Origin of the sequence: Mumia sp. zg.B21 (genome assembly GCF_019550855.1) — a bacterium.
Lineage (GTDB): Bacteria > Actinomycetota > Actinomycetes > Propionibacteriales > Nocardioidaceae > Mumia.
Genome location: NZ_JAHWCJ010000001.1, coordinates 1,168,128 through 1,182,681 on the forward strand (window position 1 = coordinate 1,168,128; position 14,554 = coordinate 1,182,681).

Genomic DNA, 14,554 nt, shown 5'->3' on the forward strand with positions numbered 1-14,554 from the left:
CGGGCCAACAGTTCCTGGACCAGCTGCACAAATCGGGGACGGGGCGGTCAGCGGGGCTGGTGCAGGCGGCGGGCAGCCTCGGCGACGGAGCCGCTCATCGACGGATAGACCGTGAACGCGTTCGCGACCTGGTCGGTCGTGAGTCCGGTCGAGACCGCGAGCGACACCGAGTGGATGAGCTCCGACGCACGCGGCGCCACCACGACGCCACCGATCACGGCGCCGCCGCCGGCCCGGCAGAAGAGCTTGACGAAGCCGTCGCGCACGCCCTGCATCTTGGCGCGCGGGTTGCCCGACAGCCGCAGGGTGACCGACTCGGCGTCGACCTCGCCGGCGTCAATCTCCTTCTGCGTCACCCCGACCGTGGCGATCTCCGGCGCGGTGAACACGTTGGAGACGACAGTCCGCAGACGCAGGGGGTGCACGGCGTCGCCGAGGGCGTGCGCCATCGCGATCCGTCCCTGCATGGCCGCGACGGAGGCGAGCATGAGGACACCGGTGCAGTCTCCAGCGGCGTACACCCCGCGGGCCGAGGTCCGCGAGACGCGGTCGACCTCGATGAAACCGCCCGCGTCGACCCCGACGCCTGCCGACTCCAGCCCGAGTCCCTCGCTGTTGGGGATCGACCCGAGAGCGAGCAGGCAGTGCGACCCCTCGACCTCGCGGCCGTCGGTGAGACGCACGAGGACGCGGTCGCCCTTGCGCTCGACCGACTCCATCCGCGAGCGCGACAGCACGTTCATGCCGCGCCGCGTGAAGACCTCCTCCAGGACGACGGCCGCGTCCGGATCCTCGCCGGGGAGGACGCGGTCACGGCTGGAGACCAGCGTGACCTCGCAGCCCAGAGCCTTGTAGGCGCCGGCGAACTCGGCGCCCGTGACACCGGAACCGACGACGACCAGGTGCTCGGGCAGCTCGTCGAGCTCGTAGACCTGCTCCCAGGTCAGGATGCGCTCGCCGTCGGGGATCGCGGTGTCCACGACCCGCGGGTGGGCGCCGGTCGCCAGCAGCACCACCTGCGAGTGCAGCTCCTCCGAACCACCGTCAGCGCGGTCCACGAGGACCGTCTCGGGCCCGTCGAGACGGGCGGTGCCGGCGATGACCTCGACGTTCTCCCGCTCGATGCGCCGCCGGATGTCGTCGGACTGCGCGAGGGCGAGCCGCTTGACCCGGTGATTGACCCTACGGAGGTCGACCGACTCCGAACCGGCGCCGACGAGTCCGAGCTCGGCAGAACCGGCCACGTCGGTCATCAGGTCGGAGGTCGCGATCAGCGTCTTGCTGGGGACGCAGTCGGTGAGGACGGTCGACCCGCCGAGCCCGTCGCGCTCGACGACGGTGACCTCCGCCCCGAGCTGTACCGCGACCAGCGCAGCCTCGTACCCACCAGGTCCACCACCGACGATCACGACGCGATTCACGCCGTCATTGTCTCGCACCTCGGACGAGCGGCACGCGGCGGCGTGCGCACGCGTCGTGCCGATGTGGCGCTCGTCGCTCAGGCGCTCATCTCGGCGAACAGCGCCTCGTTGAGGGCGAAGGCGACCTTGACCTCGTCGACGACGCGCTGCTTGGCAGCGTCGTCGAGGGGAAGGGTGTCGAGGCGCGCACGGTAGGCGTCCTTGTACAGCTTGGGCTTCGGCACGAGCGGGAAGTCGTAGAACGTCACGCCACCCTCGGCGAGGCCGTACTCGCGCTGGAGGATGCGGCCGATCGCCTGCCCGCCGGACAGATCGCCGAGGTAGCGCGTGTAGTGGTGCGCCAGGAAGCGCACGGCATCGTCCTGGGTCTCACGGACCCGCTGCACGTACGCCGTGGCCGCGGGGCCGACGGGGATGTCGCGCCAGTCCTCCCCGGCCAGGAAGACGAGGTCGGCCTCGATGGCGGCCGACCGCTCCACCGCGGCGTCGACGACGGCCGACCCGACGGGGTCGGCGGCGAGCACCGTGCCGACCGACTCGATCGCCTCGTAGACGACGGCCAGCTGACGCAGGAAGACCGTGTAGCGCTCGACCGACGAGCGGCCCTCGAGGAGATCGGACATGAAGGTCGAGTTCTCCGCCGACGTGTGCTCGGCGCGGGAGCCTTCTCGCATCAGCGCGGAGAGCTCGGAGCTGGGAACGGTCGTCTCCTGCGTGGCAGTGACGGTCATCGGGGGGCCTCCACGAGATGGGCGCGAGCGGGACGGATGTCCGGGGACCAATATGACACGGCGTCATCATCGAGGAGACGCCGCGTCAGGACCAACCTGACGATGTGTCACCTTATCCGGGGCTGGTTAGCGAGGCAAGCCTTACCTATGCTATTTTCCGTCGAGGTTAGGCTTCCCTCGGAATCGGAGCATGTCGTGCCACGCCGCCGCCCCTTCATCGTCGCCCTCCTCTGCGTCTGTACGGCGTTCGCCTCAGCGTGCGGGCCTGCGCAGAGCGGTGAGGCGGAGAGCCCCGAGGCCGTGACGTCCATCCCGCGGCTCAGCGACGTCGATGTCTCCGGCGCCGCGAAGGACCTCTCCGGCGAGATCAACCTCGACCTCGGGGCCGACGAGCCCAGGCCGATCGTCGAGGACCCGGCCCAGAGCCTCCCCGTCACCGTCAAGGACAGCCAGGGCAGCCGCGTCACCGTGAAGACCGCCGAGCGGGTCCTGGCGCTCGACCAGTACGGCACGCTGGCGCAGATCACGTACGAGCTGGGGCTCGGCGACGCGCTCGTCGGGCGCGATCTCTCGACGCAGTTCACGCAGGCCAAGGACCTCCCGCTCGTCACCCACAACGGGCACGAGCTCAACGGCGAGGCGATCCTCGACCTCTCCCCCGACCTGATCATCACCGACACCTCGCTCGGTCCGTGGGACGTCATCGAGCAGGTCCGCGACGCCGGCGTCCCGGTCGTGGTCGTCGACAGCGCGCGCAACCTCGACAACATCGCCGACCTGGTCGGCCAGGTCGCCTCCGCGCTCGGCGTCAGCGACGCCGGCACGGCGCTCGCGAAGAGGACGGCCGAGGAGGTGGCCGCCGTCCGGGCGGTCATCGACGAGAAGGCACCGAGCTCGGTCCAGGACAAGCTCCGGACGGTGTTCCTCTATGTGCGCGGGCAGAGCGGCGTCTACTACATGTTCGGCCAGGACTCGGGCGCGGACTCCCTGATCTCGGCCACGGGGGCGTACGACGTCTCCGAGGAGATCGGGTGGAAGGGGATGAAGCCGCTCAACGACGAAGGACTCGTCGCCGCGCAGCCCGACGCCATCATCATGATGACCAAGGGGCTGGAGTCGGCCGGCGGCGTGGACGGCCTGCTCGAGCGCTACCCGTCGCTGGCCAACACCCCGGCCGGCTCGAACCGCCGCTTCATCACGATGCCGGACAGCCAGATCCTGAGCTTCGGCCCCCGCAGCGCCGACGTGCTCAACGCGCTCGCGGTGGCGATGTACGCCCCGGAGTCGCTGCGATGACCGTCGTCGACCCGACGATCTCGGTCAGGTTCCGTCTCAGCGCGACGCTCGTCCTCTTCACTGCCCTGTCGGTCGCCCTCGTGGTGCTGGCCGTCCTCTCGGCCGGGACCGGCCAGCTCTCGATCCCGCCGGCCGAGGTCCTCGGCTCGTTCCTGCACCGGCTCGGGATCGACGCCGGCCCGATGCCCGCGCACCCCCAGGGCGACGCCGCGCTGTGGAGCATCCGCTTCCCGCGCGTCGTGATGGCCCTCCTCGTCGGCGCGGCGCTCGCAGCAGCCGGAGCGCTGATGCAGGGCGTCTTCGGCAACCCGCTCGCCGAGCCGGGCGTGATCGGGGTGTCCTCGGGCGCCGCCGTCGCCGCGGCGTGCGCCATGGTCTTCGGGCTCACCGCGCTCGGGACGTGGACCGTGCCGGCGCTCGCCTTCGTCGGCGGCCTGATCACCACCGTGGCCGTCTATCTTCTCTCACGCTCCGACGGCCGGACAGAGGTCGTCACCCTCGTGCTCACCGGCATCGCCGTCAACGCGGTGACCGGCGCGCTGCTGGCTCTGATGATGTTCCTCGCCGACACCCAGGCGCGCGAGGAGATCGTGTTCTGGCAGCTCGGCAGCCTCAACGGCACCCGTTGGCAGTATGTCGGCGTCGTGGCGCCGCTCGCCCTCGTGGGCATCGCCGGCGCCTTCGTGCTCAGCCGCAGGCTGGACCTGCTGGCGCTGGGCGACCGGGCGGCACGTCACGTCGGCGTCGACGTCGAGCGGCTGCGCCTCGTCGCCATCACGCTGGTCGCGCTCCTCACCGCCGCTGCTGTCGCCTTCTGCGGGATCATCGCGTTCGTCGGCCTGGTCGTCCCGCACCTCATGCGCATGGTGGTCGGCCCCGGCCACCGGCTGCTGCTGCCGGCCAGCGTGCTCGGCGGCGCGGTCCTGCTGCTCGCGGCCGACCTGGTCGCCCGAACCGCCGTCCCGTACGCCGAGCTGCCGATCGGCATGCTGACGTCGCTCCTCGGAGGCCCGATGTTCTTCTGGCTCCTTCGCCGCACCCGTCGTACGGCGGGAGGCTGGGCATGAGGACCCGCGCGACGCTCCAGGTGCTCGGCGGCTCCGTCTCGTACGGGCAGGCCACCATCCTTCGTGACATCGACCTCGACGTCCGCCCCGGCGAGCTGCTCGTGCTGGTCGGCCCGAACGGCGCCGGCAAGTCGACGCTCCTCGGGGTCCTCTCCGGTGACGTCGCGCTCTCACGCGGCAAGGCCCTGCTCGACGGGGAGCCGATCGCCTCGCGACGTGCCGGCGAGCTCTCCCGGCGACGTTCGGTGCTGCTCCAGGAGCACCGGCTCTCCTTCCCGTTCAGCGTGGCCGAGGTGGTCGCGATGGGTCGCGCGCCGTGGCACGGGCGCGACGAGTCCGACTCCGACGAGGCGGTCGTCGCCGACGCGATGCGGCGCGCCGACGTCGAGCGACTCGCCACGCGCAAGTTCCCCACGCTCTCTGGCGGAGAGAAGGGGCGTACGTCGTTCGCTCGCGTGATGGCCCAGGAGGCGCCGGTCGTGCTGCTCGACGAGCCGACCGCGGCGCTCGACATCGCGCACCAGGAGGCGTTGCTCACCGAGGCGCGCCGGCTGGCTCGGGAGGGCCACTCGGTCGTGGCCGTGCTGCACGACCTCTCGCTCGCCGCCGCGTACGCCGACCGGATCTGCATCCTCGCCGACGGTCGGGTGCGCGCTGACGGAGCGCCGGGAGACGTGCTCCGACCCGACCTGCTCAGCGACGTCTACGGCCACCCCGTCGACGTCTTCACCCATCCGCGTACGGGCGACCTGGTGATCACCCCGCTGCGGACATCCGTCGAGGAGGTCGTCCGATGAGAAGCATGCTCCGACGCAGGCTCGCCGGCGCCGCCACTGTCGCGCTCGCGGCGCCTGCGCTCGCGCTCACCGCTGCCCCGGCCCACGCGGCCCCCCAGGTCACCGTCACCAGCTCCGCCGGGACGCCGACCGCCGCGGTCGACGGTCCCACGACGCTCACCGTCAAGGGCCGAGGGTTCCAGTCGATCAAGGGCGGTGCCGGCGGCATCTACGTCGCGTTCGGGTGGGTCTCCGACCCCCGAGGCGGTTCCTGGAAGCCCTCGCGCGGCGGCGCGACAGGTGACGACTACCGCTACGTGCCCGACAGCGAGTCGGCCGACAACGAGGGCCACCAGCGCTACCTGGCCTTCCCCGGCTCCGACACGGCCTCCTCGGCGAACGGCACGCTCCGCGCCTCAGGCAGCTTCACCACCACGGTGAGCCTGCCGGGCGCCCGCTTCTCGTCGGTCGACCGAGCGGGCAGGACCGTCATGGTGGACTGCACCACGGTCACCTGCGGCGTGATCACGATCGGTGCCCACGGCATCAAGAACCCCCGCAACGAGACCTTCACTCCGGTGCGGTTCGCCGCGTCGACCCGAGGCGACGCCGCGCTGTCGGCACCGCGTGGCACGACGCCCACCGCGGCACCGGCGCCGGCCGCAGCGACGACACCGGCTGCACCGGCCCGCAGGGGCACGCCGTCGGTCGCCGTCGACCGTGCCACGGCCGTGGTCGGTCGCGTCCTGACGTTCACCGGCACGTCCTTCCAGCCAGGCGAGCAGGTCGTCGCGACCCTCGACGACGGTGTCGCCGCGGTCGGTCCGCTCGCGGCCGGGCAGTCCGGCGAGGTCGCCGGGGTCCTCCAGCTCCCCGCCTCGATCCAGCCGGGCACGCACGTCCTGCGGCTGACCGGTGCTGCCAGCGGCGCCGCGCCGGAGATCGCCTTCCCGGTCGCCGCCGGCACCCCGGTCGTCGACGCCACGGCGCCGGTCGCGGACGAGGACCCGACCGCAGCGGCGTGGATCTTCCTCGCCGCGGCTGCCGTCCTCCTGCTCGTCGCGGTCGTCGCCGCCGTGCTGCGGGTGCGCCGCGCGCGACGCGCTCCCCAGACCCCGAGCGTGCAGGCTCCCCCCACGACGACCACGCCGACTCCCACGACGGTGACCCGATGATGCGCCGACTCGCCCTGCTCGCCTCCGTCGCGCTCGTCGCGCTCACGGTGCCGTTCGCCCCTGCCGCCGCCGATGCCGAGGGCGAGAGCGAGACCACGGCCCGCGCCGTCAGCGGCGCCACGCTGCGCTGGGGCCTGTCGAACGAGGTCCACAACTCCGCGTACGCGCCGGGGACGTACAACTTCCTGTCCGCCGGCAAGATCGGCAACCCGAGAGCGGGCGGCCAGACGCTCAAGAACGCTGCAGAGTGGACCAACGGCAGGGCTGCGGGCTGGAAGGCCTCGGCAGGCGCGGTGTCGATCGAGAAGCAGACCGCCGGCGGCTCATACGCACCGGCGACCTGGAGCGGACTGACGACGTCACCCACCGGCGGGTCGATCAACCCGCCCACGAGCCGGAGCTTCAGCGACCACCAGGTGGTGCTCTCCGGCGGCGCCGGCTGGGCCGACCCGCAGACGGGTCGGGCGTCGCTGTCCTGGAAGGGATCGTTCTCGGTCGTCTTCTATTCCGGGATGCTCTTCTTCTATGTCGCAGACCCCCAGCTGAACGTCGGCCGGGACGGTTCCGGCACGCTCACCGCGACGCTCAGCGGCTATGGTTCCTCGCTCGACGACCAGTCGGTCTGGAAGACCGTGGCCCCGAAGAAGGTCACGCTCGCGACGTTCCCCGAGGTCGAGATCGGTGAGGGCGGTGTCACCGTCACGCCGGCGTACGCGGGTGTGAAGAACGGTGCCTCCGACCAGCTGACCACGGTGCCCGGCTGGGGATCGTGGCCCGCCTCCTTCGTGGCGTGGCTCGCCGAGACCGGCACCTCCTCGTACTGGTACACCTCCGGCGGTGCGATCGACGCGAACAAGCCCCCGCTGCCCGTGACCTTCGCGTGGTCGCTGGGCGATCCCCTCGCCTCCGACCCGGACGACCCCGGGGTCCCGGTCGACCCGGAGCCCGCCACGCCCGCGCCCTCACCGGGCGGCGCGCCGACGACCACCCCGCCCCCCTCCCCACGGCCCGGCGGCACGGCCACGAAGGCGTTCACGGTCTCCGACGCCCAGCTGCGGTGGGGCCTCAGCGACGAGATGAGCAACTCGGCGTTCGCCCCGGGCACACGCAACTTCTTCTCCGCAGGCACGATCCGCAACCCAGGACGAGGGGGCACGTCGGTCGCCGCCGGCGACTGGGCGGCCCGCCGCGGCAACGTCCGGATCGAGAAGCAGACTGCCGGCGGAGGACACCGGCTCGCGACGTGGCCCGGCCTCGGCACCACCCCCGACGGCCGCCCGCTCGGGTCGGCGACGAACGGGTTGCTCAGCAACCACACCGTCGTCATCGACGGCGGAACGGGAACGGTCGACCCCGCGACGAAGACCGCGACGATCCGCTGGACGGGCACGTTCACGGTGGTGCTCTACAGCGGGCTGTCGACCTTCAGCGTCACCGACCCTGTCCTCACCGTGACCGCGGGCACCGCGCGGCTCGACGGCACCCTCGGCGGCTACGCCTCGGACCGCGAGGACGCCTCGCTCTGGGAGCCCCTCGCACCGAAAAGGGTCCGCCTCGCCGACGCACGCGTCCCGAGCCTCTCGAACGCGCGCGGGTTCAGCACCACGCCGCGCTTCGCCGGTGTCCGGTACGACCCTCCGGCCGGTGCGGCCGCCCAGAACCGGAGCACGCCGGGGTGGGGCGCCTTCCCCACGTCGTTCGTCCGGTTCCAGGAGCGGGTCGGCACCGCGGCGTACTGGTACACCAGCGGCGCCGCGACGGACCGGTTCAAGGCCGCCCTGCCGATCACCGTGAGCTATGACGCCGACCGTCCCGCGGCGGCCCCCACGAGCGGGTCGGGCGGCGGCGGCCCGCAGGCGACGGGTACGACAGGCACGACGAGCACGTCCGCGAGCGGGCCGGGCGCAGGCGGGCACGCTGCCGGTCCCGTCCCGATCGGCGGGGTCCCCGCTGCGGCCACGACACCCGGCACCGTCCACGGCGCCACCGTCCCCGTCGGCACCACCGAAGGCATCCGTCCCGTCGCCCAACCGCTCGGCGGCTCGTCCCCGGCCTGGCCGTGGTGGCTCGGCGGCGGTCTGGTCGTCGCGGCGCTGGCCGTCACCGCAGGCGCGCGAGTCCTCACCGCGCGTACCCCCTGAGCTGAACCTCCTCACCCACACGAAGGGAAGCAACACCATGTCCACGTCCCTCCCCCGGCGGTTGCGGCGTCTCGTCGCCGCCACCGCCGCCACGGCACTCGCGGCGGGCTCGCTGGCCGCCATGGCCGCGCCCGCCCAGGCGGCCACCACGCCGGTCGCCGGCGCTGTGTTCGCCTGGGGCCTCTCCAACGAGGCCAACAACGCCGGATTCGCGCCGGGCACCGCCAACATGCTCTCGGCCGGCAAGATCGCCAACCCGGGTGTGGGAGGTCAGACGCTGACGTCGGCGACCTCGTGGAGCAACGGCGCGGCCGCCGGCTGGAGCGCCAGGGCCGGCAACGTCGAGATCCAGAAGAAGACCGTCGCCGGCGGATACGCGACCGCGACGTGGGCGGGCCTCAAGACCAGCCCGAGCGGCGCGTCGATCTCGCCCCCGACCAGCAGCACCTTCAGCGACCACCGCGTGGCGATCAAGGGCGGCACCGGCTCTGCCGATGTCGCGGCGGACGACGCCACGATCACCTGGAGCGGCGACTTCACCGTCCTGGGCTACTCCGGCATGACGTTCTTCTACGTCTCCGACCCCACGCTGAGCGTCGACAACGGCGTCGGCACGGTCACCGCGACGCTGGACGGCTACGGGACCAAGCAGGACGACACCTCCGTGTGGACCGACCTCGAGAGCGCCAGAGTCACCCTCGCCACGTTCTCCGGAGTCGACGTGACGCCCGCCGGCATCACGGTCACCCCTGACTTCGCCGGCGTGGAGTACGAGAGCACCGCCGTGCCGCAGAGCCGTACGACCACGGGCTGGGGATCGTGGCCCTCGTCGTTCGTGACGTTCGTCGAGCCGACGGGCCAGGCCGCGTACTGGTACTCCACCGGCGGTTCGGTCGACAAGAACAAGACTCCTCTCCCCCTCACCGTGTCGTTCCCCGGCCCGGCCAAGGTGACGGTGAGCAGCACCACGATCCCGGACACCGGCACCCACCAGGTCACGGTCAAGGGCAGCGGCTTCGACCCGTCGCTCGCCACGGGCACCCGCCCGCCGCTCGCAGGCAAGCCCACCGGCGCCTACGTCGTCCTCGGCACCGTCGCCGACGTGTGGAGGCCGAGCGCGGGCGCGCCGTCGAGCGCACGCAAGTCGATCACGCAGAGGTGGGCCGTCCTCGCCGAGGACATGGCCACCATCGGCGGGCCGGCCGCCGGGGCGATCGAGCTGAAGCCCGACGGGACCTTCACGACCTCGTTCTCGATCTCCAAGGCCGCGATCGACGCGTCCAAGGACAAGCTCGCGAACCTCGGCATCTACACGTACGCCGGTGGCGGTCCGCAGCAGACGCTGTACGAGACGTTCACCCCGATCACCTTCGCGCCCGCGGTCGCGTCCACGACGACGCTGTCCGCCCCGACGAAGCTCACGTACGGCCGTACCGGCACGGCGACGGTGACCGTGAGGGCATCCAGGGCTCTGACGGGCTCGATCCAGCTGCTCGACGGCACCAGGGTCCTGGGCACCCGTCCCGTCGGCGCGGGCAGAGTGTCGTTCACACTCCCGAAGAACCTCACGGTCGGCGCTCACCGCCTGTCGGCCCGCTTCGTGTCGGGCAACGTTCCGGTCGTGAGGTCGTCCTCGTCGGCCGTCCGTACGCTGTCGATCGCCAAGGTCGCCACCAGGACCGCTCTGAAGGTGACGAAGAAGCCGACCCGCAAGAAGGCCGGCAAGGCCAGGGTCACCGTCTCGGGCACGCCGAAGGCGAAGGGCCGGGTGACTCTCGTCATCAAGGGCAAGGGCATCAAGAAGACCGTTCGCGCGACAGTGCGCAACGGCAAGGTCGTCGTGACACTGCCCAAGCTCAAGAAGAGGGGCACCTACAAGGTCACCGCGACGTTCGCCGCGACCAGCACCCACTCGGGCTCGAAGAAGACCGTGAAGGTGAAGGTCACGCGCTGACGACGGCCATCCGGCATCAGGACTCGGCGTTCCTCCCCGCAGCGGGTGGGACGTCGGGTCCTCTTGCCAGCGGGGGGCGGGGCGGTGTCAGGCGGCCACACCGACGGCGCGGAGCACGAACCGCTCCGTGACCGCCACCGCGGCGTCACGCTCGGACGCCTCGGGGTGCGTGACCTGTCGGCTCTGCAGGCAGGCCAGGACGAGCCCGGTCGTCGCTCGGAGGTCGTCGACGACGAACGCTCCCTGCGCCATCCCGTCCTCGAGCACGTCACGGAGCAGGTCCTCGACGACGATCACGTGCTCGCGCATGTGGAGCAGCGCATCGCGCGAGAGGACCGAGTACAGCTGCGGTCCGAGACCCATGTGCATCTCCCGCGAGAGCGCCACGTGCATGCGGACGTAGGTGCGCAGACGTCCGACCGGATCGGCGACGTCCTCGAGCGCGGAACGGATCGCCCCGACGTAGCGTTCGGTCTCCTCCATCGCGAAGGCGAGGAGGACGGCTTCCTTGTCGGCGAAATGGTTGTAGATCGCCGTACGCCCGATCTCGGCGCGTGTGGCCACGTCGGCGAGCCGCACGGCATCGTAGCCGCGCTCGGTCAGGAGGTCGCCGAACGCGCTGAGCACCCGACGTCGGGTCTCGACGCGGTGCTCGGCCAGGCTCTCCCCGATGATCTTCGGCACCCCGACAACCTACCGGGGTGTCGGTGAGGCTGGGTTAATGTACCGAGGTGAGTGTCGCAGCCGAGAGCCCCCAGCCCCGTTCCCCCGAAGAGATGGCGACCGCCGCCGCAGAGGTGCTGCGCCAGCGCACCGGAGGCGACCACGACGTCGCGCTCGTGATGGGGTCGGGCTGGCGTCCCGCTGCCGACATCCTCGGTGAGCCCGAGCACGAGATCCCCGCCACCGACCTTCCCGGCTTCCGTGCGCCCTCGGTCGCAGGGCACGGCGGGACGATCCGCTCGGTCCGCGTCGGTGACGCCCGGGTGCTGGTCTTCCTCGGTCGCACCCACCTCTACGAGGGCCACGGCGTCGACGCGGTCGCCCACGGCGTCCGTACCGCAGCGGCGGCGGGCTGCCGCGCGGTGGTCCTCACCAACGCGTGCGGCGGGCTCCGCGAGGAGTGGGTGCCCGGCACCCCCGTCCTGATCAGCGACCACATCAACCTGACGGCGACGTCGCCGCTGCACGGCGCGAACTTCGTCGACCTGACCGACCTCTACGCGTCCCGGCTCCGCGCCCTCTGCCTCGACGTCGACCCGACGCTCGCCCAGGGTGTCTACGTCCAGGTGCCCGGGCCGCACTACGAGACGCCGGCCGAGATCGGCATGGTGCGCGCCATCGGAGGCGACCTCGTCGGCATGTCCACGGCGCTCGAGGCGATCGCGGCCCGTGCCGCCAATCTGGAGGTGCTCGGCATCTCGCTCGTGACCAACCTCGCTGCGGGTGTCTCCGCGGAGCCGCTCGACCACGACGAGGTCCTCGCCGCCGGGGCTGCGTCGGCCGAGACGATGGGGCACCTTCTCGCCAGCGTGGTGGACCGCATCTGATGCGCGTCCTCGTCACCGGCTCGTCCGGCGCGATCGGCCGGACGGTCGTCTCCGGCCTCTCCTCGCAGGGGCACGCCCTGCGCGGGGTCGACAGGGCCGAGGCCGACACGGAGCTGACCGGGCTCCTGCCCCTGGGCGCCGTGGTCGGTGACGTGACGGACCCGGTGATCGCGGCGAGTGTCGTGTCGGACGTCGACGCCGTCGTGCACCTGGCGGGCCACCCGGACGAGGCGACGCTGCCGGAGTCGCTCGCCTCGCACGCCCACACGACCGCGGCGCTCCTCGACGCGATGGTCGAGGCGGGCGTGCCGCGGATGGTCTTCGCCAGCAGCAACCACGCGGTCGGGCTCTCTCCGCGCACGGACCTGCTCGCCGCGGACGCACGCCCACGGCCCGACACGTTCTACGGTGTCGCCAAGGTCGCGGCCGAGGGCCTGCTCAGCCTGTACGCCGACCGCTTCGGCATCGCCGCCGTCGCGCTGCGCATCGGCTCGTTCCTGCCCGAGCCGACGACCGTGCGCGAGCTGTCGACCTGGTTGTCGTACGGCGACGCGGTCCGCCTCGTCGACGCCGCGCTCACTGCCCCGGTGGAGGGGTTCGCCGCCGTCTACGGCATCTCCGCGAACTCCCGCGCCTGGTGGGACCTGGAGGCCGGGCGACGTCTCGGCTACGAGCCGCGCGACGACGCAGAGGCGTACGCCGACCAGATCGGCGCGCGCAGCGAGGACGAGGGCGAGGGCGCGTACGCAGGCGGACCCTTCGCCGTGATGCCGCTCGGGAAGGCGATCTGATGACGACCCCCCTCGAGGACGAGGTGCGCGCCTGGATCGACCAGGACCCTGACCCGGACACGCGCGCCGAGCTGGAGGACCTGCTCGCTGCGGGTGACGAGGCGGGGCTCGCCGTACGGTTCGGCGGCCGTCTCGAGTTCGGCACCGCCGGCCTGCGCGGGCCGCTCGGCGCCGGCCCGACCCGGATGAACCGCGTGGTCGTCGCCCAGGCCGCCGCCGGGTTGGCGGCGTACGTCCTGTCGCGGGCCGAGAGCGGGTCCCCCGCGCTGGTCGTCGGCTTCGACGGGCGGCACAACTCGGCCGTGTTTGCGCGCGACACCTGCGAGATCGCCCAGGCGATGGGCATCCGTGCTCTCCTCCTGCCCGAGGCGCTGCCGACACCCGTGCTGGCCTTCGCGATCCAGCACCTCGGCGCCGACGCCGGCGTGATGGTGACCGCGTCCCACAACCCTCCGCAGGACAACGGCTACAAGGTCTATCTCGGCGACGGCAGCCAGATCGTCGCCCCGGCCGACCGTGACATCGCGGCGGCGATCGCGGCGGTCGGCCCTGTCGACGCCCTCCCCCGAGACACCTCGTACGCGGTGCTCGGGAGCGAGGTCGAGGACGCGTACGTCGCGGCGGTGGCAGCCCTTGCCGCCCCCGGGGCTCGTGAGCTCACCGTCGCCTACACGCCGATGCACGGTGTCGGCCGCGTGACCGCCGAGCGTGCGGTCGAGGCGGCCGGTTTCACTCCGCTCCACGTGGTGGCCGAGCAGGCCGACCCCGATCCAGACTTCCCGACGGTGGCCTTCCCGAACCCCGAGGAACCGGGCGCCACCGACCTCCTGCTCGCCCTGGCCGAGCGGACCGGCGCCGACCTCGCCGTCGCCAACGATCCCGACGCGGACAGGTGCGCCGTCGCCGTCCCGACCGCGAACGGATGGCACGCGCTCACCGGCGACGAGGTCGGTGTGCTCCTCGCCGACTTCCTCCTGCGCCGCGGCGTCGAGGGGACGTACGCCACCACCATCGTGTCCTCGTCCCTGCTCGGCCGACTCGCGGCGGCGTACGACCAGCCGTACGCCGAGACCCTGACCGGATTCAAGTGGATCGGACGCGTGCCGGGTCTGACCTACGGGTACGAGGAGGCGCTCGGCTACGCGGTGGCGCCTGAGATCGCCCGCGACAAGGACGGCATCAGTGCGATGGTCCGCATCCTCGAGCTGGCGGCCGAGCTCCGGGCCGAGGGACGCAGCCTCGTGGACCGTCTGAACGAGATCGCCGAGCGCTTCGGCCTGCACGCCACCGCGCAGCTGTCGGTCCGCGTGGACGACCTCAGCCTGATCGGCGCGGCCATGACGCGCCTGCGCGAGGCGCCGCCGCCGAGGCTCGGCGGCTTCGACGTCGAGCGCGTCGACGACCTGGAGCGCGGATCACGCACGCTTCCACCGACCGTCGGGTTGAGGTTCGTGCTCGCGGAGGGAGCGCGCGTGGTGGTGCGTCCGTCGGGGACCGAGCCCAAGCTGAAGTGCTATCTCGAGGTGGTGGTCCCCACACCTGACGGGCCCGGCGCCGCACGTATCGCCGCGGCCGCCCGCCTCGACGCGATCCGTGGCGACCTGTCGGCGGCGCTGGGGATCTGACGTGGCCGCGCCGACGAGGATCCTCCG

General features: G+C 72.1%; 12 protein-coding genes. 9 read left to right on the top strand and 3 right to left on the bottom strand.

Annotation, left to right across the window (positions count from 1 at the left end; translation table 11 throughout):
- Positions 1–47: 47 nt before the first annotated feature.
- Complete coding sequence (locus KV100_RS05775) at positions 48–1,421, bottom strand: NAD(P)H-quinone dehydrogenase (protein WP_220341915.1); 1,374 nt, start codon at positions 1,419–1,421, stop codon at positions 48–50.
- A 77-nt stretch (positions 1,422–1,498) separates the two neighbouring features.
- The gene (locus KV100_RS05780) at positions 1,499–2,152 is read right to left on the bottom strand and encodes a heme oxygenase (biliverdin-producing) (protein WP_220341916.1); all 654 of its coding nucleotides are present in this window, start codon (positions 2,150–2,152) and stop codon (positions 1,499–1,501) included.
- A gap of 195 nt (positions 2,153–2,347) precedes the next feature.
- On the opposite strand from KV100_RS05780, the gene KV100_RS05785 reads away from it, so the two are divergent.
- Genes KV100_RS05785 through KV100_RS05810 form a run of 6 tightly spaced genes read left to right on the top strand, consistent with a single transcriptional unit; the run spans position 2,348 to position 10,561 of the window.
- The gene (locus KV100_RS05785) at positions 2,348–3,448 is read left to right on the top strand and encodes an ABC transporter substrate-binding protein (protein WP_308291356.1); all 1,101 of its coding nucleotides are present in this window, start codon (positions 2,348–2,350) and stop codon (positions 3,446–3,448) included.
- A complete protein-coding gene (locus tag KV100_RS05790) occupies positions 3,445–4,515 on the top strand; it encodes an iron ABC transporter permease (protein WP_220341918.1) in 1,071 nt (356 codons plus the stop codon). The genes KV100_RS05785 and KV100_RS05790 overlap by 4 nt, the downstream gene beginning before the upstream one ends.
- Positions 4,512–5,312, top strand: coding sequence for a heme ABC transporter ATP-binding protein (locus tag KV100_RS05795; RefSeq protein WP_220341919.1), 801 nt, complete (start codon positions 4,512–4,514; stop codon positions 5,310–5,312). Before KV100_RS05790 ends, KV100_RS05795 begins: the two co-directional genes overlap by 4 nt.
- The gene (locus tag KV100_RS05800; protein WP_220341920.1) at positions 5,309–6,466 is read left to right on the top strand and encodes a hypothetical protein; all 1,158 of its coding nucleotides are present in this window, start codon (positions 5,309–5,311) and stop codon (positions 6,464–6,466) included. Before KV100_RS05795 ends, KV100_RS05800 begins: the two co-directional genes overlap by 4 nt.
- Positions 6,463–8,607 (top strand): hypothetical protein, encoded by a 2,145-nt coding sequence (locus tag KV100_RS05805; protein WP_220341921.1) that lies wholly within the window; start codon positions 6,463–6,465, stop codon positions 8,605–8,607. Before KV100_RS05800 ends, KV100_RS05805 begins: the two co-directional genes overlap by 4 nt.
- A 37-nt stretch (positions 8,608–8,644) precedes the next feature.
- A complete protein-coding gene (locus KV100_RS05810) occupies positions 8,645–10,561 on the top strand; it encodes an Ig-like domain repeat protein (protein WP_220341922.1) in 1,917 nt (638 codons plus the stop codon).
- 87 nt (positions 10,562–10,648) lie between these two features.
- On the opposite strand, the gene KV100_RS05815 is transcribed toward KV100_RS05810, so the two are convergent.
- Positions 10,649–11,245, bottom strand: a complete 597-nt coding sequence (locus tag KV100_RS05815; protein ID WP_220341923.1) for a TetR/AcrR family transcriptional regulator — start codon at positions 11,243–11,245, stop codon at positions 10,649–10,651.
- Between the two features lie 92 nt (positions 11,246–11,337).
- Here KV100_RS05815 and KV100_RS05820 point away from each other — a divergent pair, with 92 nt between their 5' ends.
- The 3 genes from KV100_RS05820 to KV100_RS05830 are packed head-to-tail and all read left to right on the top strand — an operon-like array spanning position 11,338 to position 14,527.
- Positions 11,338–12,111 (top strand): purine-nucleoside phosphorylase, encoded by a 774-nt coding sequence (locus KV100_RS05820; RefSeq protein ID WP_220342525.1) that lies wholly within the window; start codon positions 11,338–11,340, stop codon positions 12,109–12,111.
- Entirely contained in the window at positions 12,111–12,902 is a 792-nt protein-coding gene (locus KV100_RS05825) for an NAD(P)-dependent oxidoreductase (RefSeq protein ID WP_220341924.1), read from the top strand. The genes KV100_RS05820 and KV100_RS05825 overlap by 1 nt, the downstream gene beginning before the upstream one ends.
- Entirely contained in the window at positions 12,902–14,527 is a 1,626-nt protein-coding gene (locus tag KV100_RS05830; RefSeq protein WP_220341925.1) for a phospho-sugar mutase, read from the top strand. Before KV100_RS05825 ends, KV100_RS05830 begins: the two co-directional genes overlap by 1 nt.
- Positions 14,528–14,554: the final 27 nt, after the last annotated feature.

Excerpts from the sequence above, each read along its gene's own strand:
- KV100_RS05780 (WP_220341916.1), bottom strand. The coding sequence starts at position 2,152 with ATGACCGTCACTGCCACGCAGGAGACGACCGTTCCCAGCTCCGAGCTC.
- KV100_RS05790 (WP_220341918.1), top strand. The coding sequence starts at position 3,445 with ATGACCGTCGTCGACCCGACGATCTCGGTCAGGTTCCGTCTCAGCGCG.
- KV100_RS05795 (WP_220341919.1), top strand. The coding sequence starts at position 4,512 with ATGAGGACCCGCGCGACGCTCCAGGTGCTCGGCGGCTCCGTCTCGTAC.
- KV100_RS05800 (WP_220341920.1), top strand. The coding sequence starts at position 5,309 with ATGAGAAGCATGCTCCGACGCAGGCTCGCCGGCGCCGCCACTGTCGCG.
- KV100_RS05805 (WP_220341921.1), top strand. The coding sequence starts at position 6,463 with ATGATGCGCCGACTCGCCCTGCTCGCCTCCGTCGCGCTCGTCGCGCTC.
- KV100_RS05810 (WP_220341922.1), top strand. The coding sequence starts at position 8,645 with ATGTCCACGTCCCTCCCCCGGCGGTTGCGGCGTCTCGTCGCCGCCACC.
- KV100_RS05820 (WP_220342525.1), top strand. The coding sequence starts at position 11,338 with ATGGCGACCGCCGCCGCAGAGGTGCTGCGCCAGCGCACCGGAGGCGAC.
- KV100_RS05825 (WP_220341924.1), top strand. The coding sequence starts at position 12,111 with ATGCGCGTCCTCGTCACCGGCTCGTCCGGCGCGATCGGCCGGACGGTC.
- KV100_RS05830 (WP_220341925.1), top strand. The coding sequence starts at position 12,902 with ATGACGACCCCCCTCGAGGACGAGGTGCGCGCCTGGATCGACCAGGAC.